Consider the following 20,633-nt stretch of genomic DNA (forward strand, 5'->3'; position numbering starts at 1 on the left):
GTCCAATGACTATTGACCAATAACCACTTTTTTACATATTTCTAGTAACAAATAACTAGAAACTAGTTACAAATTTTACTATATTCAATGCGCAAAAGAGGTACTATATGAAACTTTTGCCAGAAGCTTTGACGTTTGATGACGTCCTACTCGTTCCCGCTGAATCTTCTGTTTTGCCGTCCCAGACGGACGTGAGCACTCAACTTGCTCCGAATATCAAATTGAACATTCCTATAATCAGTGCCGCTATGGATACCGTTACGACGGCTCCGCTTGCGATTTCCTTGGCTTTGCAGGGTGGCCTCGGCATTATCCACAAGAACATGTCTATTGAAGACCAGGCTGAAGAAGTTCGCAAGGTCAAGCGCTGGCAGTCCGGTATCGTGACGAATCCGGTGACGCTTGATGCAGACCAGCCGGTTTCTGCTGCTTTTGAACTTCGCGCTCGCAACAAGGTAAGCGGTTTCCCGATTTTGTCGAAGGGCAAGGTCGTGGGTATGCTCACGAGCCGTGACCTCCGCACGGTGAGCGACATGAACGTGAAGATTAGCACCATCATGACGAAGGATCCGGTGACGGCTTCTCCGAAGGTGAGCCTTGCGAAGGCGAAGGAAATTCTTGCCGAAAAGCGTATTGAAAAGCTCCCGCTGGTGGATGCTTCCGGTGCGTTGAAGGGCCTCATCACGATGACGGACATCTTGAAGCGCGAAAACAACCCGAACGCTAGCCTCGACAAGAATGGCCAGTTGCTCGTCGGCGCTGCTGTGAGCACGTCTGCAAATACGATGGACCGCGTGGCTGCCCTCGTGGAAGCTGGCGTTGACCTGTTGATTATCGATACGGCTCATGGTCACCACATTGGCGTTCGCAACATGGTGAAAACGGTTCGCAAGAAATATCCGAAACTCACGATTTGCGCTGGTAACGTTTGCACGCCGGAAGCTGTCGAAGAACTTGCCAAGTGTGGCGCGAACATCGTCAAGGTGGGTATCGGTCCGGGTTCTATTTGCACGACCCGTATCGTGGCGGGTGTCGGTTATCCGCAGTTCTCCGCTGTCGTGGAATGCGGCAAGATGGCTCGCAAGGTCGGCGTGAAGATTATCGCTGACGGTGGTCTCAAGTTCTCTGGCGATATCGTCAAGGCTTTGGCTGCTGGCGGCCATGCTGTGATGGTGGGTTCGCTGTTTGCCGGTACGGAAGAAGCTCCGGGCGAAGTGATTCTCGCTGATGGTCGTAGCTACAAGAGCTACCGTGGCATGGGATCTCTCGGTGCCATGCAGGCGGGTTCTGCTGACCGTTACTTCCAGGGCGGAGTCCAGGAACCGCGCAAGTTTGTTCCGGAAGGCATCGAAGGCCGCGTTCCGTACAAAGGACCGCTCCGCGACACCGTGTATCAGCTGATTGGCGGTATCCATTCTGCTATGGGTTATGCCGGTGCTGCAAACCTCGAAGAACTTTACAAGAAATCAACGTTTGTCCGCATTACGGGTGCAGGCCTCCGCGAATCTCATCCGCACGACGTGACGATTACGAAGGAAGCTCCGAACTACAGAACTGGGGACTAACGTCCCTGAGCGTGGTTCGGCAAGCTCACCAACCTTGTAAGGTCCCTGAGCCTGCCGAAGGGCTGACTATTTAGAAATGAAAACCCGGTGCGCAAAAAGCGTGCCGGATTTTTATATTTATAGCAAATAAATTTGATAAGGAGTTGAAATGAAATTTGCAAATACTTTCTTGATTTTGGCTGCGTTTGGCTTGGCTTTTATCGGTTGCTCGAATTCAAGGCAGCACAAGGATCCGTCGTGGACGGCGAAGCCCGCGAATATGCAGGTGGTGTTCACTGCACCTGCACCGATTGTCTTGGATTTTGCGACTGAATCAGGAAAACTTGCGGAGTGGTTCTCGAGCAATATCGATAATACGCTTAAGTTCAATTCGAATGTTCCATACAAGGTAAGTAAAATTTCAAAGGATCTTCTTTCTTACTCTGAAAAAGATGCAGATGGTGAAAAAGTTCGTGTTCCAGTGCTGAAAACCATGTCTGATAGTGTTGATATTTATATGGTTTTGGATAGTATCCAGTTGACGTCTGATATCGGCATAAGGGCGGGGGCTGGCACAACGATGATGTCGACGGTTGGTCCTATGATAAAGAATAACTGTGCGCATGTTTCAGCATCTTACGCTTTTTACGAAGTGAAAACTGGGAAACCGTTAGATTATGGTTATTTGGATGAATCCCAATGTTCGGATCAAAAAGTAATTGAACATGATTGGCAGAATGTTTTACGAAAATTAATTTTGCACATTATTAACAAAACTCCAATTGCGCAGTTTTAAATAAGCAAACGCAGCTTCGCTAGGCTGCGTTTTTTGATATATATTAATAGAGAGCTTTTATGAATTATATGTCTCGTTTTAGTTGGTTGTTTTCGGCGGTGCTTGCAGGTTTGCTTGCAGTTCCGTTTGCGTTTGTCGCTTGTGGCGAATCCTCGGTAGGAATGCCGATGGCGGCAGGCGATTCCTCGTCGTCTTCGAAAAACGTTGAAACGTTTAGTTCTGCAAATGTTGTTGCAAATTCGAGTTCTGCGGGAAACGTAGCAAGTTCGTCGAGTGTTCTTTTGAGCAGTTCGTCGAGAATTGCTGCGAGTAGCGGATTGGAATCGGAGGCTTCGAGCAGTTCTGTAAGGTTAGCGGATTCTTCCTCTGAAAAACTTACGGAATCGTCGAGTAGCCGTGCTGTAGAATTGTCGAGTTCCGCGAAGGCTGCTGTTTCGAGTTCTGCGATGCTTTCTAGTTCTTCTGTTGAGGCGCTTTCGTCGTCAAATGAAAAACTTGCGGGTTCGTCGGATGATGGCGTTTGTACGAAATGCGATAGCTATACGGCGGCAGATCCGACGCTTGTCGAGAATGGCGGCAAAGGTTCCGTGACGACTTATGGGAGCGTTACCGCGAAAGAAACGAGTCTCGGTGGCGCCTGCAATTACGGACAGACTAATATCCAGTACTATGCTGCGATTCATGTGAACGTTTCTCCGGGTGATGATAAAGGGCCATGGGATGGCGGCGCTGCTTGTGGCGGTTGCGTGCACGTGAAGGCTAAAACGCCGGATGGCTGGAAAGAAGTGACTGTGCGCATTACGGATCGTTGCCCAGATGCAAACTGTGGCGTGGATTTGGGCGGTGCTCCGGCAAGCGATATCATGGGAGTCACCGTCGGGCGTTACTACGGCGAATGGGAATTCGTGAGCTGCGAAGGCGTTGAAGGCGTATGGGGCGATTCAACGTCTATTTGGGTAAAGGAAGGGGCCAGTAAATTCTGGAGCATTATTCAAGTGCGTAACCCGAAGGACATGGTGAAGAAAATCGTGATTCGCGGGGTGGACAGCGATGATGCTCATACGTTAGAGATGGTCGTCGGGACGGAAAACTTTTGGACGGTGCCGCAAGAAATTTTGCAGACTGAAAAGCAATATAGCGTCGTTGTGACGTACCGCAGCGGAACCGATGACGAATGGATGTTGAAAGGCTCGGAACTTGCAGTGCCAGAAGCGAACCTTTATTTGTACGAACACCGTGCTGGTGTGAAATTTTAAAACCGTATCTATATTGAAAATGTGTAAGCCGATCCCGGCACAAGGCCGGGATGACGATTCAGGATGAAAAAAACGGCGCCTTGGTGGGCGTCGTTTTTTTGCGTTCTGCAAGAATTTAACGAAAGTCGCAACGGGAGTCGCGGCAATTAAGAAATGCGCGACTTCCGAAATGCGACTTTTACTTGTTCAATTGCTCTGTAGCTTCGGCGACTGCGAGCAAGTCAGCTTCCTGGAACGGCTTGCCAATCCACTGGAGGCCAACCGGGAGTCCGCCTGCCATACCGCACGGAACGCTCACGCCCGGAAGACCGGCGAGGTTCAAGCTAACGGTGTAGATGTCGGAGAGATAGACTGCCATCGGATCGGATTCGTTCATGCCGCACTTGAGTGGGAGACCCGGCATCGTCGGGCTTGCAATCACGTCGCAAGTCTTGAAGGCTTCGGTGAAGTCGTCTGTAATGAGACGGCGGACTTTTTGAGCTTGTACGTAGTAGGCGTCGTAAAAACCAGCGGAAAGAACGTAGCTTCCGAGGAGGATGCGGCGTTGCACTTCCTTGCCGAATCCTTCGCTGCGGGACTTGGCATAAAGGTCGAAAAGCTTGCGAGCTTCGGCACTGCGGTAGCCGTAACGCACGCCGTCGTAGCGGCTGAGGTTGGAGCTTGCTTCGGCGGTAGCGATGATGTAGTAGCTGGACACCGCGTAGCTGATGTGCGGGAGGCTCACTTCCTTGATGGTGGCGCCTTCGGCTTCCATCTTCTTAAGCATGTTTTCGATGGCGGCCTTGCATTCTGCGTCGAGACCTTCGCCAAAGTATTCCTTCGGAACGCCGATGACCTTGCCCTTGACTCCAGCATCGAGTTTTGCGGTAAAGTCTTCGGTCGGTCGGGTGCTCGTGGTGTTGTCGTGCGGGTCAATGCCGCAAATAGCACCGAGGAGCGTTGCGCAATCGCGGACGGTTGCACCGAACGGACCTATTTGGTCGAGAGAGCTTGCGTAGGCGAGGAGGCCGTAACGGGAAACGCGGCCGTAGGTCGGCTTCAAACCGACAACGCCTGTGCAGGCTGCCGGCTGGCGGATAGATCCACCCGTATCAGAACCGAGTGCGCAAGGAACCGTGCCAGAGGCGACGGCGACTGCAGAACCACCCGAGGAACCGCCTGGAACGCGGGATTCGTCCAGCGGATTCTTGACCGGACCGTAGTAAGAGGTTTCGTTGCTGGAACCCATGGCAAATTCGTCCATGTTCGTCTTGCCGACGATGATGGCGCCTGCGGCTTCGAGCTTTTCTAATGCGGTTGCGGTGTAAGGGGCAACAAAGTTGTCGAGAATCTTGGAAGCGGCCGTGGTGCGTGTGCCGGTCAAGCACATGTTGTCCTTCACGGCGACCGGGATGCCATCGAGGGCGCCCAGAGATTTGCCTTCGGCGCGGCGCTTGTCGCTTTCTTTAGCGCGTTCGAGAGCGCGTTCGTTCAGCACCGAGATGTAGGCGTTCAAATTCTTTGTAGATTCAATTTTTTCGAGGGAAGCCTGTGCGAGCTTTTCGGCAGTGGTGCTGCCGTTTGCAAGTTGAGCCTGAAGTTCCTGAATAGTCTGCATTATCTTTCTCCGGACCATTTCATAATGTAAATTGCTAAAATCATGCCTGCTGCACTCAAGAGATTGAATTTAAAACCAATCCCAAGTGCAAATTTGACCAAATACAAGTCGATGATGACAGGTTGCGGCGTGTCGCCAGAAAAACCAATACAAGGATCCCATGACGCTGTAAAAATATGGTGGACGCTGTTATCGTAGCCACCAGCGTTCAAGAGGACTCCGAGTTCGCCGAATAAAGCTCCGAGAGCTTCGCCCATGATGCCGCCTAAAATCAGGCCGACAAAAATGAAAAGGACGACACGTGCCATTGAGTTTTTGTGAGTCATGGGCACGAATATAGAAAAATAGTTATTTAGGAGCGAAAACCACCTGCTTTGCAAGAGGTTCAAAAGTGTCATTTGTATCATTTTTTTCGGAAAAAAGAATTTCCGTGGTTTCAAATAATGTGTGGTCTGTTTGCGATGTGTCTTAATAACTCTTAAATCATTTACGATTTACTATCTTTCGACCATAGAGGTATTAACATGAAAGTTTTAGTAACTGGTGTTGGTGGTCAGCTGGGACACGATGTGATGAACGAACTTGCAAAGCGTGGTTATGAAGGTGTCGGTAGTGATATTGCTCCTGCTTATTCTGGAGTTGCCGATGGCAGTGCTGTAACTACGATGCCGTATGTGTCGATGGATATTACGAATGCAGCCACCGTGGCTGAAACCATCAAGTGCGTAAAGCCGGATGTGATTGTGCATTGCGCCGCTTGGACTGCGGTGGACTTGGCCGAAGACGAAGACAAAAAGGCTAAAGTTTTTGCGATTAACGCCGAAGGTACTGAAAATATTGCCCGCGTCGCGAAAGAAATTGATGCGAAGATGGTTTATATTAGCACGGACTACGTGTTTAACGGTCGTGGCACTTCACCGTGGAAACCGGATTGCAAGGATTACGAACCGCTCAACGTCTATGGCGAATCCAAGCTCAAGGGAGAACTCGCTGTAAGTGGAACGCTTGAAAAGTATTTCATCGTGCGTATTGCCTGGGTGTTCGGCCTCAACGGTAAGAACTTTATCAAGACGATGCTCAAGGTGGGCGAGTCTCACGATACCGTCCGTGTTGTTTATGACCAAATCGGAACGCCGACTTACACGCTTGACTTGAGCCGTCTCCTCGTCGATATGATTGAAACGGAAAAGTACGGCTACTACCATGCGACAAATGAAGGCGGATTCATCAGTTGGTACGAATTTACCAAGGAAATTTACAAGCAGGCGGGGCTCCCGACGAAGGTTCTGCCGGTGACGACTGCGGAATATGGTCTTTCAAAAGCTGCTCGTCCGTTCAATAGCCGCCTCGACAAGAGCAAACTCGTGGAAGCCGGTTTCAAGCCGCTTCCGACATGGCAAGATGCCCTTGCTCGCTACCTCAAGGAAATAGGTGTGGTTGTTTAATCTCGTGTTATCATCCCAGCTTTCAGAGCCGGGATTAATTTTAATATTTCTTCATTATTAGCTTTTATTTTTTGTTTATTCCCTAATCGTTTTTCAACTTGTCTCAAATTCTTTTTTATATTGCATATTAATGAAAAAGATGCACTTACCTCTGGAGGGACTGCTGTCCCTTACGCTTTTGGCTTGCTATAGCCCCGAATCATTTGAGGCTGAATATTTGGATGATGAATCTAAAGTCCAAAACAGTTCCGAAATAGGAAAGATTTACACTGTAAACGGGGATAACCAAGTCTGTAACCCGTCCATATCTCAAGATACGGTGAATTTTCCGGCGTCGATGCTTTGGTTGAATTTCCAAGGAGATCTTGATGTGAAATCTCCAGATTCTGAATACACGGTTTCGATTTCGAAGGTTCGCCAACATGATCGACTGACAATCAGTGATACCGCGAAAAATGTGAAATGGTATTTGATGCGTGATTTGTCCAAAGGTGAATGCCAGTTTCAGGATCCGGAATGGAGTACTCATCCCGATTACATTATTGCTTTGCGCGGTCACGATATTGAGGGTGGTTCGGGTTGCGATGTCTTGGATTATGGAGTATTTGCGGTTCGCCTTTCGGACAAGAAAAAATTCTCGTTTTACGATAAGGGCATTATTGAAGTTGCAACTCCGCATTTGTGGGTTGACCCTTTGGCTGAACTCAAGAAAGACGGCGATGCATCTACGGTCAAAGGATTTTTTGGTACGAATGAAGTTCGACTTACGTATGTTGATGGCGATGAGGATGCAACGAAAAAGGGAACGCAGCATATTGTGTTTGTTGATTACTCCAATGGTGGCAAGGGAAAGTCTATTAAGCTCAAGAAACCTGCAAATCGTAGCGATTGGGGCATTGATAGTCCTTTGATTTCTCCAGACGGAAAGTTTGTGGTTTACCAGATGGATGAAAATAATGTTACGTGGGAAACATACATTCAGGAGCTTTCCAAAGATGCCGAAGCGATTAAGGTTCCTCGTACGAAGGACATGATGTCGGAACCTGCGCAACCGCACTGGTTTAAGTTTGGCAATCGTTTGTTTGTGCTTTGGGCTGAATTTCCGCAAGGTTCGCCAATATTTAACGAGAAACACTTGACTGAGAAATCTGTTCAGGATGGTTCTGCTGGTCGAACTGTGATGCGTGAAATTCGTTTGATGGCTGGCGTTCCGAGAGACCTTGCTGTGGAATGGGTTGGAGAAAATATCGAGATTGCTCCAATTCCTATGATTGGCGGACGTTCTCCTGATAGCAAATTCATATCGACTGGCTATGAATATGCATATCTGCTTCAGCTTCCGTGAGGTTCGACATGAAGAAGAATTTTTTGATTGAAGGTTGTGCTGTTGTCGCGCTTGTTGCGGTTGCTTTTTATGCAGGCTTTAGTTCTCCGATTGTTCCTTCGACTCCGTGGGAATCTATAGGCGGTTGCGGAGCAGGAGGTTCCGGTGGCGGTTCAGGCGATGGAATCAAGTGGATTGGCCAAGGCGTTTCTGGTGGATACTTGGAAGCGGAAGTCTTTACGAAGTACAATGTCGGACAGAATTTTTCTGCGTTTTCGGTAAATCCGCATTTTTCGATCAAGCCGACATGGGATACGAAAGTCGGGATTTCTCTTCCGTTTACGAGTCACCGGGGAGAAGTGCAGTATCGCAGTAACCAGTCTCCGGTTGATCGCAGCACGGGTGGTTTTGGTGATATTTCGTTTGATTTCTCGAAGACTATCGGTAGTGGTGGTGCCGCATCTCTTTCTGCATCGCTAACTATTCCGACGGGGCAGTACGATATTAAACGCGGCGCAGATGGCTCGAAGCAAATTCTTCCGAGCAGTTTCCAAAAAGGCAGTGGACTTTATTCGCTTACGCTTGGATGGGACTATAGCCGTGATACTGATAAAGGAATTTGGCTTTATAGCTTGAGTTATACGCATCCGTTTGCAATGCATTTGTTCTCGGGAGAGAACGAGTTTAATGACACTTATTGGAGCAGTATCAAGAATAAGGACGGAGATCGTTTCAAGTATCGTTTTAAACCGTATGGCGAAAATGACCTTGGTGCATTTACACCTCCTTCTATTGGTGGTTCTATTGCTTATGGATATCGCGGCCGTTCTGGCATTGTGCAAAGTTTCGGTATGAATTTCTCCGTGCCGCTTGGCGTTGCGTGGATTGCTTCTGAAAAGGTTGGAGAATACAATCCGAAACCGGATCCGGACCATCAGGCATGGTCTCTGTCACTTGTCTATGGTATCGAATTTTCGAATCCTGATTTTCCCGTTTTCTTAGCATTCTCGTTGCCGATTCATGATAAAGCGGGTGGTGCAAATAGCGTGAATGAATACGACGAAAAACCGATGAAAAAGTGGAATGCTCCGGATTGGAGCGATGTTGGTCAACAGTGGACAATTGCTGTGGGGGTCAAAGGAAGCTTCTTTTAGGTTATAAGGAATGAGCTCTTTTCTTTTTGTGCTGTAAGTCATTTTTTTGATCAACTTTTGGTGTTCTGCAAGTTATGGCAAAAAACTTTACCAAATTTCTTAGCAAAGTGACTCTCATGACTGCGGCAGCATTGTGGGCGGGGTGCGGTGATTCTGAAAAAAAGACCGATGCACCTGTTGCGCTAAACAACATTAAGACAGTGCAGTCGCAGAATGCGGACGTTTCCCAATCGCAAATTTTGGAAAAAGTCGTGCCTTTGGCGAAGGATTCTGCAACTGCGGATACTCTGGCATCAGAAAACGAGGCTGCGGAATCGTCAGCTTCGGATAGCGAAACTGTTGCAGAAACACCTAAGGACTCCTTGTTGAAAAAGGCGGTTCGCGTTGCCAAGATGAAGCCTGAAATTGGCATGATTCGGGCTTTGTACGGTGTTATCGAAGAAGATATGGGTCGAGCAGTAGCTCTTTATGGAGTTCGGCCACCGCGTGAGATTATTGCTCCTGATGGTCCTCGCGAAATTCACCAGCCTCAGCCTGTTCCTCGTTGCCTTGTCAAAGAATTGACAGGGGAAGATGTTGTCGCAGGGAAGGATAACGACATTGATGTTGAATATTTTTTGAATGTATTCCGTCAGCGTTTGCCGGGCTTTCGCCATATTTGCAATAAGGCTTTGTACGGCAAGGAGTCCCGTACTGCACGAACAAACGAATTTAATGCTAAAATAGTCTTGTCGTTGAAAATTGCTCCAAGCGGCGATGTAGAAAATATCAAAATTAAATCATCGACAATTGAAGAAAAAAGCGGCTTTAAAGTAATTAATGAGGATGTCAAGAAAGCTGTTCGCCGTTGGAGATTCCCGAAAACGCAAAGAGGCGGAACGTTTACATTCACGATTTCTTTGTACGAAGTGATACCTTCGGCTGCGTCAAGTGCTTCTGTAGAACCTTTGTCGCCGACAGAAAATTGAAAAATCAAAGTATGTCCAAGTTCTTTAGCAAATATCTTGGCAAATTTGCGTTGATGACTGCCGCAGCATTGTGGGCAGGGTGTAACGATACTGAAGAAAAAAAGGTTTGTTATCCGATAGAATTGAAAAAGATTGATACCTCTAAATATCAGGATAGTATTCGGAAAATAACTGTAAAGCCTCGTGTGGAGATCTTTCAACAAGCATACCTTTATGGTGTCCTTCCGGATGTTGTTCACAAGGGGGGGGATGGCAAGGTGGTCCCTAGATGCCGTATTAAGCCTTTGTCTGCAAAAAATGTTGTCGTTGAAGGTCGTGATATTGATGTTCAGACTTTTTTAAAGGTTTATCGCCAACGAGTTCATGGTTTACGCTTTATCTGCGATAAGAATGTAAGGCGAAGTGAATTTGAAGGAAGAATAGTCTTGACTTTGAAAATTGCTTCAAGCGGCGAAGTTGAAAATGTTCAAATTAAATCGACTACAATTGCCGAAAATAGCCCCTTTAGCGCTATTAATGAAGATGTCAAGGAATCTGTCAGCCATTGGGTGTTTCCGAAATCGAAAAACGGGGCGATATTCTCGTTCCCGATTTCCTTTTACGGGGAACTTCCGCAACCATCGATGTTTGATGATTCGTCTTCAATAAAGAACAAGTAGCTTGTCGCGAAGTTCTAGCCTTTTTGCGGTTCGCGATTTTCGTAGTCTTCTAGGAATGAATGCAGCTCGCCGCCGGCCTTGTAGCCGGGGAAAGTCTCGATGCAGACGGAGTGCAGGCTGTTGAAGATACTCTTTTCGATGTTCGGGTTTTCGCGCTTGAGACGCTTGATGAGCGCCTTGATTTCTTGACGCTTGCTGCCGCCACCGCCGTTGTCGCAAACGGTGCAGCTTTCGGTAAAGCGGCAGGCGCACTGGATAAACTGCAGCCCGTTGTAATTTTTCCAGTTGATGATGTCCTGCTCGTTGATGCAATACATGGGGCGGATGAGTTCCATTCCACCATAATTCATGCTGTGGAGCTTGGGCATCATGCCCTGCAGTTGCGAGCCGTAGAACATCGCCATGACGGTGGTCTCGATGACGTCGGAGAGGTGGTGACCCAGCGCAATCTTGTTGCAGCCCAGGTCCTTTGCCTTGTGGTAGAGGTGGCCGCGGCGCATCTTGGCGCAAACGTAGCAGGGGGATCGTTCGGTGTTGTTCGCCACGTCGAAAATGTTCGTCTCGAAAACGGTGATGGGAATTTCCAGAAGTTTCGCATTGCTTTCGATTTTCTGGCGGTTGATTTCGTTGTAGCCGGGGTCCATCACCAGGTATTCCACGTCGAATTTCACGTCGCTATGGCAGTGGAGCATCTGGATGAGCTTCGCCATGAGCATGGAATCCTTGCCGCCGGAAATGCAGACGGCGATTTTGTCGCCTTCTTCGATGAGCTTGTAGTTCTTGATGGCGGTAATGAACGGTGTCCAGAGCCTTTCGCGGTACGTTTTCGAAATGCTCCGTTCTACGCTTTGGACAAATGAAAGTTCTCTTGCCATTTTCATTACCTTTTTTGCGTTTATTTGCAAAGTTCCTTGTAGCAGCTGTTGAATGCGGCCATGAATTCGTCGATTTCTTTTTCGGTGGTGAGGTGCGAAAGGCTTATGCGCCAGGAGTTCAAAGCATTTTTGCGGTCGCGGCAGACGGCAAAAACGGCGCGGGAGGGGAGTGCATCCACGCTGCAGGCGGACTTGACCGACACGTAAATTCCTTTGTCCGAAAGTGCCTTTTGGAAAACGCTTCCGCGGACTCCCGCGACACTCAGGTTCAAGATGTGCGGGACTGCGTCTGCGGGCGAATTGATGCGGACCTTGGGATAGCCGCAGAGTTTTTCTTGCAAAATCGTTCGCAGTTCCTTGACTCGATCAAAGCGCTCTTCGAAATGCTCCATGGCAAGCGACAATGCGGTTTCGAGGGAAGCGTCCAGCGCAAGCGTCGGGGTTCCGCTGCGGTAAATGGTAGTGCTTGCGCCGCCGTAAATGAGCGGTTCCATGGCGATTCCGCTTTTTTTGTATAAAAGACCGCTGCCTGAAAGTCCGTAGAACTTGTGCGCGCCAATGCTTGCCGTGTCTGCCAGATTTAGGTTTATAGGCGTTTTGCCGATGGCCTGCGTTGCATCCACGTGAAGGCTGCAGTTCGGGAACTCGCGGACAATCTTACTGATGGATTCCAGCGGCTGCACGGTCCCGAGTTCGCTATCGACCGCGTTGACCGTTACGAGCACCGTATCTTTGCGGAGCAGGCTCTTCAAGTCTTCCAGGTCGATTTTCCCGTCGGTGCCGATTTTTACCATCTCGATTTCGTAGCCCGCTTCTTGCAGGGCCGTGAGCGTGGCGCTTACCGAAGAATGTTCCAGCGGGTTCGTGATGATGTGCTTGCCCACATGGCGCTTGGTCTGGACGATGCCGCGGATGGCGGTGTTGTTGCTTTCGCTTGCGCCCGAGGTGTAAATGATTTCGTCGGGGTTTACGCCCAAAAGTTTCGCGATGGAATCGGTCACTTGGGCGAGAAATGCTTTTGTCGCATGCCCTGCTTCGTGATTCGAATTGGCGTTGCCGATAAACCTGCGTTCAACTTCGCAGAATCGTTGCAAGGCTTCTTCGCATGTTGGGGTGTTTGCCGTGTAGTCGAAATAGGACATAACTGTCAAAAAGATAGAAAATTGAGTGGAACCTTCTGCGGTTAGATGAACTCGGCGAAATCTTTGATATGGCCTGCGGTGTATCGTGGCGACAAGGGGAGTAGATTCTCTGTTTTGCCGAAGCCTTCAAAAAGCGTGATGCAATCGATGCTTGCGTTCTTTGCTGCTAGAACATCGGGCGTATCGTCGCCAATCATGATTGCTTTTTCGGGGGCGATTCCGGTCTGGCGGAGTATCTCGTAAATGCCGGCGGGGCTTGGCTTGCGTTCGGGCGTGGTGTCGCCGCAGAGGTATGTGGCGAACGAATTTTCGAGTCCGAATTTTTCGAGAATTTTTTGTGCAGGGGCGACGGGCTTGTTCGTGAGCATCGCCGCGCATTTAGCCCCGGCGCAGTACCCATTACCATTTGTGCCTTTTGCATTATTTTCCGCACGGTTCTCATTGCTTTCCGTGCAGTTCTTATCGTTTCTTGCGCAGTCTCCATTACGATTGATGGCTGCGATTCTTTGCAAAAGTTTTATGACACCTTCGTATGGTTCCGTATTTTCGGTGCAATGCTCCCAGTAGAATTCTGAATAAACTTTATGGATTTCTTTGATTTTTTCTTCGCTGAAACCTTCGCGTTCTAGCACGGCGGCGACTTCGTCAAAGTTGCGAACGAGTTTCACGTCAATGAAATTTGCGGCGACTGCACGACGAATCAAGTTCATGGATCCGTTCCCGATGAATGTTCGCACATCGTCATTGCTGTGTGTGCAAAGCCCGAATTGCATCATCGCGTAATTCACGGCGGGGGCCAAATCGCCAAGCGTATTGAATAGCGTGCCGTCCAAGTCGAAAATGAACAATTCTTTTTGTGCAAGAAGTGCCTTGAGTTCGTCGAGTGAAGTCATGGCGCCAAATGTAGAAAATGTTGAGTTGTTAGTCGATGGTTTTTGGTCATTGGAAATGTGTGATGAGTATGGGACTATGAGGGTGTGCGTTGCTCTGGTTGTTGTAGATTTTGTATATTCCTAATATGGCTTTTCAAAGAATTTATTTGTTGCTTATGCTTGCGTTTTCGTGCACGTTCTTGTGGGCGTGCAGTTGTGCATCTTCAGATAATTGTGCTGAAGAATGGTTTGGGCCGACGGATCGAGAAACGATGGATCAAAAAAATGCAAAATGCCTCGACCAAGAAAAATATGATTCTTGCCTAAGCAGACATTTGTATGCTCAGAATACCGATGTTGTTGCTCAATGCCGCGAAGAGGCTATATATTTGTGTAAGGATGGAAAGAAACGTTAACAAACAACTAACCACAGCCCACTTCTAACTTCCTACTGCCTACTGTTTACTAACCACTAATCTCTAACCACTAATTTCTATATTCATACCATGATGTCAAAAATTTTTAAATCTCTTTTTGTGGCGGCTCTTGCGTTTTCAGCGACAGCCATGGCCGATGATGTTATCCGTTTTGTTCCGGATCCGTATCCGATTGGTTTTGCAGATCAGGGCGATGTTAAGCACATCGTTATCAAAGGTGCAAATGTTACGGATAAAGAGATTGTTCTTGAAAACGTGATTGGTCAGGGCATCGGCATGTCGAACTTCAAATATCCGCAAAAGATTGCGCCGAATGCTCCGGTGACTATCGAATTCGATATGGATTTTGCTGGCATGGATGGTCAAATCAACCCTGTCGTGGTCATCATAGATAATCAGGGAACGCCGTATCCGGCCCAGTTGGACGGTTATGTAAAGAATCCGATTTTCTTTGGCGAAAAGATGTTCGACGCTGGTTATTATGCACCGAATGAGAAACGCGAATGGACGTTCTATGTATGGGGAACAGACAAGAAGGAACGCCCAGATTTGACTCTTGACGAAAACGCCCAGAGGGAATTTTCAATCAAGACGAAAAACGTGATGCTCAATGTCGATAAAGTCGATCAAGTCAAGGAAGGGGGCAAGGTTCCTGGACTCAAGGTCACGCTTTCGACGAAGGGACTTTCGCGCACGGGCTGGGAACTCAAGCAGAAAAGTCTTCGCAAAATTGTCGGGTTCAAGAGTAAAAAGTATCCGAAGGCGACTCCCGAGGTGCTGGTTGTCGGTTATTGGAAGGAGTAGAATCGTTTAAAAAGGACCTGCGATGCCAGAGTGAGGTAAATTTCGCTTTTTTCGCACTTTTGCCTTGAAAAAATGTTCTAGTTTAACTAACTTTGGCATACTCTTGTAAGAGACCTCGGGATGTAGCTCAGCCTGGTAGAGCGCTTGAATGGGGTTCAAGAGGTCGCTGATTCGAATTCAGTCATCCCGACTAAAAAGACTCGTCATTGACGAGTCTTTTTTGCATTGTTCTTTTTCGCAGCGTTGACTTTGTTATGTTACTGCTGCCGTGTTGATGAATTTTTCTGTGCTGAAATTTCTTTGTACAGATTTAGTTGCCGTTTGAAGCAATCGTTCCAGCTGAATTTTTCGGCGTACTTTCGGGCTTTGGCTTTTTTGTCAGTGAGGTCGGAATGGTAAAGCTCGACGATCGCATCAGCCAAGGCTTCGGGCGTGCGTTCCTTGAGGATTGTGCCTGCACCTGATTCCGTGACGTGCTCGAATGCGGCTCCGGCAGAGGCTCCGACGAGGGCGTTGCCGCTGGCCATGCTTTCCAGAATCGAAAGTCCAAACGTTTCCCAGCCGGAGAGCGCGAGCCCTATATCGACGCTTGCGTAGTAGCGCGCCATTTCGTCGATGGAATTTACGAAACCGATGTAACTTACGTGTTTGTACTTTTCAGCGGCGGCTTGCACAAGTGGGAGGCTCGGACCAGTGCCTGCAAAAACAATGGCTGGCTCATGGCCGAGCTTTTGCGTCAAAAGGTCGTATGCTCCGAGAACGAGATCGATGCCTTTCTCGTTGCAGTGCCTGTGCGGGAAGAATATCGTCAAGCGTTCTGGACAACCATCCTTGAGATTTTGAACAAGCGATTCGTCTCGCTTGCTTGGCGAGAACGTGTCGATATCGCAACCGAGTGGAATCCAGCGCGGGTCGGGGAGGCCGTTCTTTTTGAGGCGTGCCATTGCTTCTTTCGAAGACGCTTGTACACAATCAAACCCATAAAATTCTTTTTTTGCGTACCAGAAGGCGGCCTTGCGGCAGAACGTTCCCGCCTTAACACCTAATTTTTTTGCGACGGGACGTCCCACGTAAGTCACTGGGAAATCGGCATGCCAAAAGCTAAATAACGCCGCTTTGGGAACAACCTTTTTTGCGATACGTCGGACCGCCGATGGCAGAATGTACGGCGAACCGACTTCAATCACGTCAGGCTTGTATTTTTCGAGGATTGGACGGATTTGTGAGGGCTTCCACATAAAGCGGTATTCCCAGTTGCCAGGGAATCGGAACGCTTCTACATGTTCGATAATGAGTCCGTCACTTCTTTTTTCGGTATAAGTTGTCTGCGACGGCATTACGAAAACAGACAAGGTTTCGCCTTGCTTTTCGTAAAACGACATTTTCTGCAAATGATAACGCCGGACTCCGCCTCCCGACGGACTCCAGAAGTTGTTGAAATCGACAATGGTAAACATTACACTTCTTTCATGCGACTGGATTCTGGATCCGTCACAATGTTTCCTTCATAGACGTGGCTTGTACCAAGGCGCTTGGAATCGACTGTGAGTGTCAGTTCGTCGTCCTTTTGCGTGAGCCAGTAAATGGCGTCCGAATCACGAAGGTAAGCTCTTGGCCCGAGCAGTCCCATGTTTGGAGAATCGATGAGTTCGCCGCCAAGGAATATGGGAATATCGAGAGCTTTGTACAAATCGAGCATCACGGAAGAACGCTTTTCGTGGATATCCGGGAGTTCCGGTCGATCGGTAATCTTCAAGTGGTCGATACCGTCAATCATGAGTACCAAGTCCGGATGGTCCTTGAGTTCTGGCTTTAGCGTCTTGAGGAGGTCGTTAAAGTCGAGCGAAGGCATGTCCTCCCAGATTTCAAGGCGATTGTTGCGAACGTAGTTCATCAGCTCGCGTGTCGCTTCCATGATGTTTTTGTTGACTTCGTTGTCTGCATTTTGCTTGCGGACGGAGAGGATGGATTGCCCGATGAGCATGGAAACGAATCGGTCAAAAATTTGGCGGCGTGGTGTTTCGTAGGCAACGTAAATGACTTTGAGTTTCGGGTTGCTCTCGATCAAGTCCAGGGCGAGGCTCGAAAGCAAAATCGTTTTGAGGCCGAATGGATTGGACGAAACAAAGAAACACCCAGATTGCACACCGTCGATTTCCTTGGTGAGCTTGGGGAACGTGTTCAGCTTGTAACCGACGCTTTGGTCTGGCGGACAAGCCATGGCCGTATCGAAGTTTTCCTTGATGTCCTGCAACAGCATGGAGCGGCGGTGCGAATGGATTGTATCGACTTCGGTTTTGGCAATGAGGTCGATGAGCTGGTCGGCTCCGTTCTTGCGGACAAGGGTATCGACAGTTTCGCCTGCCGGCAGCACGATGGATTTGAGGTTCATGTGCAGCTGTTCTGCCATCTTGAGGTACTTCTGGATTCTCAGTTCCTGTTCCCTGCGGTCGTGTTCGCGACGTAAGATGACCGTGAACGCTTCGGCTCCGCAAGCCTTGAGCTTGTACAGGTGGTTGATGTTCAATTCCTGGAACATCGTGGAGACGACCCCAGGAATGCCGGCGAGGTCCGCGGTGAGCGCGTCAAAGAATCCTTGAACAATGATGGGCTGTTCGCTATCGGCTTGGATATTGAACGGAATGACTGTCGGACCCGAAGCGTATGTAATGTACGTGTGGCTCTTTTCGTTGTCGTCGATAAGCCTTCCATAGACGGAGTGGATGAACCCCTTGGAATTACGGGCCGGGATGGTCAGTCGCGGTTCGTGGTAAGCTTCGAGGTTGTCGAGGTAAAAACTGATTTGGTGGCGTTCAACGCCCGAAAGCATGCAGTAGCTGATGAACGGTTCTGGGTCGCCACTGTAGTAGCCGAGGCCGTACAGTTGTGCTTGCCCGATGCTCCAGCCGCGGGCTTCTAGGAACTTTGCCGAGGATGGGCTTTTGCAAGCGGCCCAGTGGCAGTAACGCACGAAGCATTCCAGCACTTTGGATTTTTCTCCGCCGACTTCTTTGACCCATGGGTGTTCGCTATCTTGGGAACTTGTCAAATCTTTGTCGAGAGAGCCAAGAAATTCAAAGGCTTCGGAGCGGGCAGACTGTTCGTCGAGACCGTTGAAGCGGCTTTTCATTACGAAATCAACCAAATCGCCTTCGCTTCCGCACTGGAGACAGCGGTAACGCCAGTAGCCTAGTGCATCGTAGAAGAAAAGGGATGTTTCTTCTGGAGCGTGGAAAGGACAGCAGGCTATAAGGTTACGTCCCCAACGACTTAGGGGAATTCCCAGTTGTCTCGGGTGAGCTTTAGTTCTCATATAATCTGCATGTTCTTGATCAATTATCATTGGAGCCTCCATATATGAAATCTAATAAAGAACGCTCTCGTAAATTGTGATTTTTTTCAAAAAAATGCAAATCTTTATCTAATTTTGGGGTATGGTTATTCTTGGTATCGATCCGGGCTCCATTACAACCGGCTATGCTTTCCTGAAAAAGACGGAAAATCAAATTCATGTGCTTGAATATGGCACGTTTCACGCAAATCCTGCAAAAAATCTTGAAGATCGACTTGTGCATATCGTTTCGGAGCTAGAAAAACGGTTGGAGTTTTACCGACCAGACGCTTTGGCGATGGAAGGGGTGTTCTTTGCGAAAAACGTGAAGAGCGCTCTTGTGCTGGGGCATATTCGTGGTGCGATTCTCGTGGCGTGCCATCGTCGCGGAATGACGTACGACGAGTATCCGCCGCGTGTCGTAAAGCAAGCGGTTACGGGTGATGGGGCTGCATCGAAGGAACATGTGGCGAACATGGTCTTTGCGCGCTTGGGGATTGAGGCTGCGGAACTCCCGCTGGATGCGACCGATGCGCTTGCTATTGCGTGGACGCATGCGAACCCGGCGCCACTAGCCCAGTCGCTTTTGAAGAAAAAATCAACGACGAAAAAGAAAAAAGCTTCGGTTCAGCAGTGGAAGGACTTGATTGAAAAAATGGGAGGGACGATTCAATGATGAATGTTTCGATGTCGGATGTGTCGCTATTGCCGTATGGCCTTGGATCGCCGGACTTGGTAGAGTTCCAACCGGGATACTTTGTCGATCGTGAGATTGCGGGCGATTTGCAATCGCTGTCGAGTGCTGCGGATGCTTGTGGCTTTCAGCTGCGTGTGGAGTCCGCGTACCGTTCGTTTGAAAAACAACTTTCTATTTGGAACCGCAAGGCTCGGGGCGAACTTCCGCTCTTGTCGGCGGCTGGAATGCCCATGGAACGCCCGACGGACGAAGAAGAACTGATGTATGCGATTCTCACTTGGTCAGCATTGCCGGGGGCAAGCCGCCACCACTTGGGCACTGACATTGACGTGGTCGATGGCGCTGCGTGCCCGGAGGGCTATGAGGTACAGCTTACGCCTGCGGAGTGCGAAGGCATGTTTGCAAAATTCCATGCGTTCTTGACGGAGCGGATGGATGCTGGTAAGTCGTTTGGCTTTAATCGCGTATTCGTTCCCGGTCGTGGGAAAATCCGCCCGGAAGGATGGCACATTGCGCACTTGCCCACGTCGCGCAAACGGCTGGAACATTTTTCGCTCGATGTGCTGCGTGGCATTTACGAACGCTCCGATATGGAATGTAAACAAGCTGTTCTTGCGAATCTCCCCAAACTTGCGGAGGAATATATTTATCCTTACTTTGTATGAGATAGACGAAAGAGGTTTCAGGTTTTAGGTTATAGGTTTTAGGAAAAGAATCACGAGCTTTGCTCGTCTTTAATATAGACGAAAGAACGGACCTTCGGTCCTATAGACGAAAGGGGAGGCTTCGCCTTCAGGATGACTCTTCCTAACCACTAACCACTGACCACTAACCACTGACCACTGACCACTAACTTACTATATTCCCTCACACCTCAAAGCCGTGAAACGGCGACCTCACTCCTCAAACCTCTATGCTCTTCTCTCCTGAATCTCGCGGAATTATTCGGTTGCCATTTTCTGAATACGGGCGCTCCGTTCTAGGCGCTCCGCTACGCTATATTCCTTGCCGTGGTAAGTGCCGTTTGCTTGTGATGGCTGGAATTCACGGTGAGGAACCGGAAACGACGTTTCTCTTGAGCCGTGCGCTCCGTGCGTTCGACGACAACTTTGATTCTGTGGCCTTTATCTTGTGCGCAAATCCTGATGGCATGGCGCTGGGAATGCGCGGAAATCCCGTCGGTGTCGATTTGAACCGCAATTTTAATACGCGTAACTTCTTGCCGGATATGGTCGAATCTCGTTCTATCCTCGAAGCTCCTCGCGATACGATTTTGTTATCGGGATATGAAGCTGAGAGCGAACCCGAGACGAAAGCACTTGTCGCCTTAATTGAAAAACTGAAGCCGAAGTCGATTCTTTCGATGCATGCGCCGATGGGTTGCATCGACGCTCCGCAAAAGACGGAACTTGTTGAGGACTTGATGGGGGTATTCAACCTTCCATGGCGGCCTGACATCGGTTATGAGACTCCGGGGAGCTTGGGGACGTGGTGCGGTGAACGTAACATAGAGTGTGTGACGCTGGAACTCCCTCGCATGTCTCTAGAGCATTTGTTTGACCGGTATGGCGTGGCGTTCGCGAATTTTTTGGAACGCATAGATTCGCACTAAAGCGATTCAAAGATGCTTATAAAAAGAAGATGCCCGCCAAAACGGCGGGCATGACACTTTTCTAATGACCTATGACCAATGACCAATGACCAATGACTAACCACTAACCACTAACCACTA

At 48.9% G+C, this 20,633-nt stretch carries 20 protein-coding genes and 1 tRNA gene; 14 read left to right on the forward strand and 7 right to left on the reverse strand.

Going from position 1 to position 20,633, the window contains the following annotated elements; translation table 11 throughout:
* Positions 1-107: 107 nt before the first annotated feature.
* From guaB to IKG78_RS05200, 3 genes are all read left to right on the forward strand, one after another.
* Entirely contained in the window at positions 108-1,565 is a 1,458-nt protein-coding gene (gene guaB / locus IKG78_RS05190) for an IMP dehydrogenase (protein ID WP_290940370.1), read from the forward strand.
* A gap of 148 nt (positions 1,566-1,713) precedes the next feature.
* Positions 1,714-2,340 (forward strand): hypothetical protein, encoded by a 627-nt coding sequence (locus tag IKG78_RS05195; protein ID WP_290940373.1) that lies wholly within the window; start codon positions 1,714-1,716, stop codon positions 2,338-2,340.
* A gap of 59 nt (positions 2,341-2,399) precedes the next feature.
* On the forward strand, positions 2,400-3,596 hold the full coding sequence (locus IKG78_RS05200) for an expansin-like protein (protein WP_290940376.1): 1,197 nt from the start codon (positions 2,400-2,402) through the stop codon (positions 3,594-3,596).
* Between the two features lie 178 nt (positions 3,597-3,774).
* Here the strand turns inward: IKG78_RS05200 and gatA are convergent, their stop codons facing one another.
* Both gatA and IKG78_RS05210 read right to left on the reverse strand, forming a co-directional pair.
* Complete coding sequence (gene gatA / locus IKG78_RS05205; RefSeq protein WP_290940379.1) at positions 3,775-5,193, reverse strand: Asp-tRNA(Asn)/Glu-tRNA(Gln) amidotransferase subunit GatA; 1,419 nt, start codon at positions 5,191-5,193, stop codon at positions 3,775-3,777.
* Positions 5,193-5,501, reverse strand: coding sequence for a DUF4321 domain-containing protein (locus IKG78_RS05210; RefSeq protein WP_290940381.1), 309 nt, complete (start codon positions 5,499-5,501; stop codon positions 5,193-5,195). The genes gatA and IKG78_RS05210 overlap by 1 nt, the downstream gene beginning before the upstream one ends.
* Before the next feature lie 216 nt (positions 5,502-5,717).
* Between IKG78_RS05210 and rfbD the strand changes: the two genes are divergently transcribed.
* The 5 genes from rfbD to IKG78_RS05235 all read left to right on the forward strand — a co-directional run bounded on the left by rfbD (position 5,718) and on the right by IKG78_RS05235 (position 10,743).
* On the forward strand, positions 5,718-6,638 hold the full coding sequence (gene rfbD, locus IKG78_RS05215; protein ID WP_290940384.1) for a dTDP-4-dehydrorhamnose reductase: 921 nt from the start codon (positions 5,718-5,720) through the stop codon (positions 6,636-6,638).
* Between the two features lie 130 nt (positions 6,639-6,768).
* Positions 6,769-7,983: a hypothetical protein gene (locus tag IKG78_RS05220; RefSeq protein ID WP_290940387.1), complete on the forward strand. Its 1,215-nt coding sequence runs from the start codon at positions 6,769-6,771 to the stop codon at positions 7,981-7,983.
* An 8-nt stretch (positions 7,984-7,991) separates the two neighbouring features.
* Complete coding sequence (locus IKG78_RS05225; RefSeq protein WP_290940389.1) at positions 7,992-9,116, forward strand: hypothetical protein; 1,125 nt, start codon at positions 7,992-7,994, stop codon at positions 9,114-9,116.
* Positions 9,117-9,190: 74 nt separating this feature from the next.
* Complete coding sequence (locus IKG78_RS05230; protein ID WP_290940391.1) at positions 9,191-10,084, forward strand: TonB family protein; 894 nt, start codon at positions 9,191-9,193, stop codon at positions 10,082-10,084.
* Positions 10,085-10,095: 11 nt separating this feature from the next.
* Positions 10,096-10,743 (forward strand): hypothetical protein, encoded by a 648-nt coding sequence (locus IKG78_RS05235; protein WP_290940395.1) that lies wholly within the window; start codon positions 10,096-10,098, stop codon positions 10,741-10,743.
* Between the two features lie 14 nt (positions 10,744-10,757).
* On the opposite strand, the gene IKG78_RS05240 is transcribed toward IKG78_RS05235, so the two are convergent.
* Genes IKG78_RS05240 through IKG78_RS05250 form a run of 3 tightly spaced genes read right to left on the reverse strand, consistent with a single transcriptional unit; the run spans position 10,758 to position 13,653 of the window.
* A complete protein-coding gene (locus tag IKG78_RS05240) occupies positions 10,758-11,618 on the reverse strand; it encodes an ATP-binding protein (RefSeq protein WP_290940398.1) in 861 nt (286 codons plus the stop codon).
* Between the two features lie 20 nt (positions 11,619-11,638).
* Positions 11,639-12,760, reverse strand: a complete 1,122-nt coding sequence (locus IKG78_RS05245) for a cysteine desulfurase family protein (protein ID WP_290940401.1) — start codon at positions 12,758-12,760, stop codon at positions 11,639-11,641.
* A gap of 41 nt (positions 12,761-12,801) precedes the next feature.
* Positions 12,802-13,653, reverse strand: coding sequence for an HAD-IA family hydrolase (locus tag IKG78_RS05250; protein WP_290940404.1), 852 nt, complete (start codon positions 13,651-13,653; stop codon positions 12,802-12,804).
* A 125-nt stretch (positions 13,654-13,778) separates the two neighbouring features.
* On the opposite strand from IKG78_RS05250, the gene IKG78_RS05255 reads away from it, so the two are divergent.
* From IKG78_RS05255 to IKG78_RS05265, 3 genes are all read left to right on the forward strand, one after another.
* Complete coding sequence (locus tag IKG78_RS05255) at positions 13,779-14,048, forward strand: hypothetical protein (RefSeq protein ID WP_290940407.1); 270 nt, start codon at positions 13,779-13,781, stop codon at positions 14,046-14,048.
* Positions 14,049-14,138: 90 nt separating this feature from the next.
* Positions 14,139-14,873: a hypothetical protein gene (locus tag IKG78_RS05260; RefSeq protein WP_290940410.1), complete on the forward strand. Its 735-nt coding sequence runs from the start codon at positions 14,139-14,141 to the stop codon at positions 14,871-14,873.
* A 116-nt stretch (positions 14,874-14,989) separates the two neighbouring features.
* A tRNA-Pro gene (locus IKG78_RS05265) sits at positions 14,990-15,063 on the forward strand.
* A 67-nt stretch (positions 15,064-15,130) separates the two neighbouring features.
* On the opposite strand, the gene IKG78_RS05270 is transcribed toward IKG78_RS05265, so the two are convergent.
* The gene (locus IKG78_RS05270) at positions 15,131-16,330 is read right to left on the reverse strand and encodes a glycosyltransferase (protein ID WP_290940413.1); all 1,200 of its coding nucleotides are present in this window, start codon (positions 16,328-16,330) and stop codon (positions 15,131-15,133) included.
* Positions 16,330-18,216 (reverse strand): CHC2 zinc finger domain-containing protein, encoded by a 1,887-nt coding sequence (locus tag IKG78_RS05275; protein ID WP_290940416.1) that lies wholly within the window; start codon positions 18,214-18,216, stop codon positions 16,330-16,332. Before IKG78_RS05275 ends, IKG78_RS05270 begins: the two co-directional genes overlap by 1 nt.
* Positions 18,217-18,307: 91 nt before the next feature.
* Here IKG78_RS05275 and ruvC point away from each other — a divergent pair, with 91 nt between their 5' ends.
* From ruvC to mpaA, 3 genes are all read left to right on the forward strand, one after another.
* Positions 18,308-18,880 (forward strand): crossover junction endodeoxyribonuclease RuvC, encoded by a 573-nt coding sequence (ruvC, locus tag IKG78_RS05280; protein ID WP_290940420.1) that lies wholly within the window; start codon positions 18,308-18,310, stop codon positions 18,878-18,880.
* On the forward strand, positions 18,877-19,566 hold the full coding sequence (locus IKG78_RS05285; RefSeq protein WP_290940423.1) for a M15 family metallopeptidase: 690 nt from the start codon (positions 18,877-18,879) through the stop codon (positions 19,564-19,566). Before ruvC ends, IKG78_RS05285 begins: the two co-directional genes overlap by 4 nt.
* 248 nt (positions 19,567-19,814) lie before the next feature.
* Positions 19,815-20,513, forward strand: coding sequence for a murein tripeptide amidase MpaA (mpaA, locus tag IKG78_RS05290; RefSeq protein ID WP_290940426.1), 699 nt, complete (start codon positions 19,815-19,817; stop codon positions 20,511-20,513).
* Positions 20,514-20,633 lie beyond the last annotated feature (120 nt).

The organism is Fibrobacter sp. (assembly GCF_017545445.1).
Classification (GTDB): Bacteria; Fibrobacterota; Fibrobacteria; order Fibrobacterales; family Fibrobacteraceae; genus Fibrobacter.

Bases quoted from the DNA above. Each gene is read 5' to 3' on its own strand.
- guaB (WP_290940370.1), top strand. From the start codon at position 108: ATGAAACTTTTGCCAGAAGCTTTGACGTTTGATGACGTCCTACTCGTT.
- IKG78_RS05195 (WP_290940373.1), top strand. From the start codon at position 1,714: ATGAAATTTGCAAATACTTTCTTGATTTTGGCTGCGTTTGGCTTGGCT.
- IKG78_RS05200 (WP_290940376.1), top strand. From the start codon at position 2,400: ATGAATTATATGTCTCGTTTTAGTTGGTTGTTTTCGGCGGTGCTTGCA.
- gatA (WP_290940379.1), bottom strand. From the start codon at position 5,193: ATGCAGACTATTCAGGAACTTCAGGCTCAACTTGCAAACGGCAGCACC.
- IKG78_RS05210 (WP_290940381.1), bottom strand. From the start codon at position 5,501: ATGGCACGTGTCGTCCTTTTCATTTTTGTCGGCCTGATTTTAGGCGGC.
- rfbD (WP_290940384.1), top strand. From the start codon at position 5,718: ATGAAAGTTTTAGTAACTGGTGTTGGTGGTCAGCTGGGACACGATGTG.
- IKG78_RS05220 (WP_290940387.1), top strand. From the start codon at position 6,769: ATGAAAAAGATGCACTTACCTCTGGAGGGACTGCTGTCCCTTACGCTT.
- IKG78_RS05225 (WP_290940389.1), top strand. From the start codon at position 7,992: ATGAAGAAGAATTTTTTGATTGAAGGTTGTGCTGTTGTCGCGCTTGTT.
- IKG78_RS05230 (WP_290940391.1), top strand. From the start codon at position 9,191: ATGGCAAAAAACTTTACCAAATTTCTTAGCAAAGTGACTCTCATGACT.
- IKG78_RS05235 (WP_290940395.1), top strand. From the start codon at position 10,096: ATGTCCAAGTTCTTTAGCAAATATCTTGGCAAATTTGCGTTGATGACT.
- IKG78_RS05240 (WP_290940398.1), bottom strand. From the start codon at position 11,618: ATGGCAAGAGAACTTTCATTTGTCCAAAGCGTAGAACGGAGCATTTCG.
- IKG78_RS05245 (WP_290940401.1), bottom strand. From the start codon at position 12,760: ATGTCCTATTTCGACTACACGGCAAACACCCCAACATGCGAAGAAGCC.
- IKG78_RS05250 (WP_290940404.1), bottom strand. From the start codon at position 13,653: ATGACTTCACTCGACGAACTCAAGGCACTTCTTGCACAAAAAGAATTG.
- IKG78_RS05255 (WP_290940407.1), top strand. From the start codon at position 13,779: ATGGCTTTTCAAAGAATTTATTTGTTGCTTATGCTTGCGTTTTCGTGC.
- IKG78_RS05260 (WP_290940410.1), top strand. From the start codon at position 14,139: ATGATGTCAAAAATTTTTAAATCTCTTTTTGTGGCGGCTCTTGCGTTT.
- IKG78_RS05270 (WP_290940413.1), bottom strand. From the start codon at position 16,330: ATGTTTACCATTGTCGATTTCAACAACTTCTGGAGTCCGTCGGGAGGC.
- IKG78_RS05275 (WP_290940416.1), bottom strand. From the start codon at position 18,216: ATGATAATTGATCAAGAACATGCAGATTATATGAGAACTAAAGCTCAC.
- ruvC (WP_290940420.1), top strand. From the start codon at position 18,308: ATGGTTATTCTTGGTATCGATCCGGGCTCCATTACAACCGGCTATGCT.
- IKG78_RS05285 (WP_290940423.1), top strand. From the start codon at position 18,877: ATGATGAATGTTTCGATGTCGGATGTGTCGCTATTGCCGTATGGCCTT.
- mpaA (WP_290940426.1), top strand. From the start codon at position 19,815: ATGCTCTTCTCTCCTGAATCTCGCGGAATTATTCGGTTGCCATTTTCT.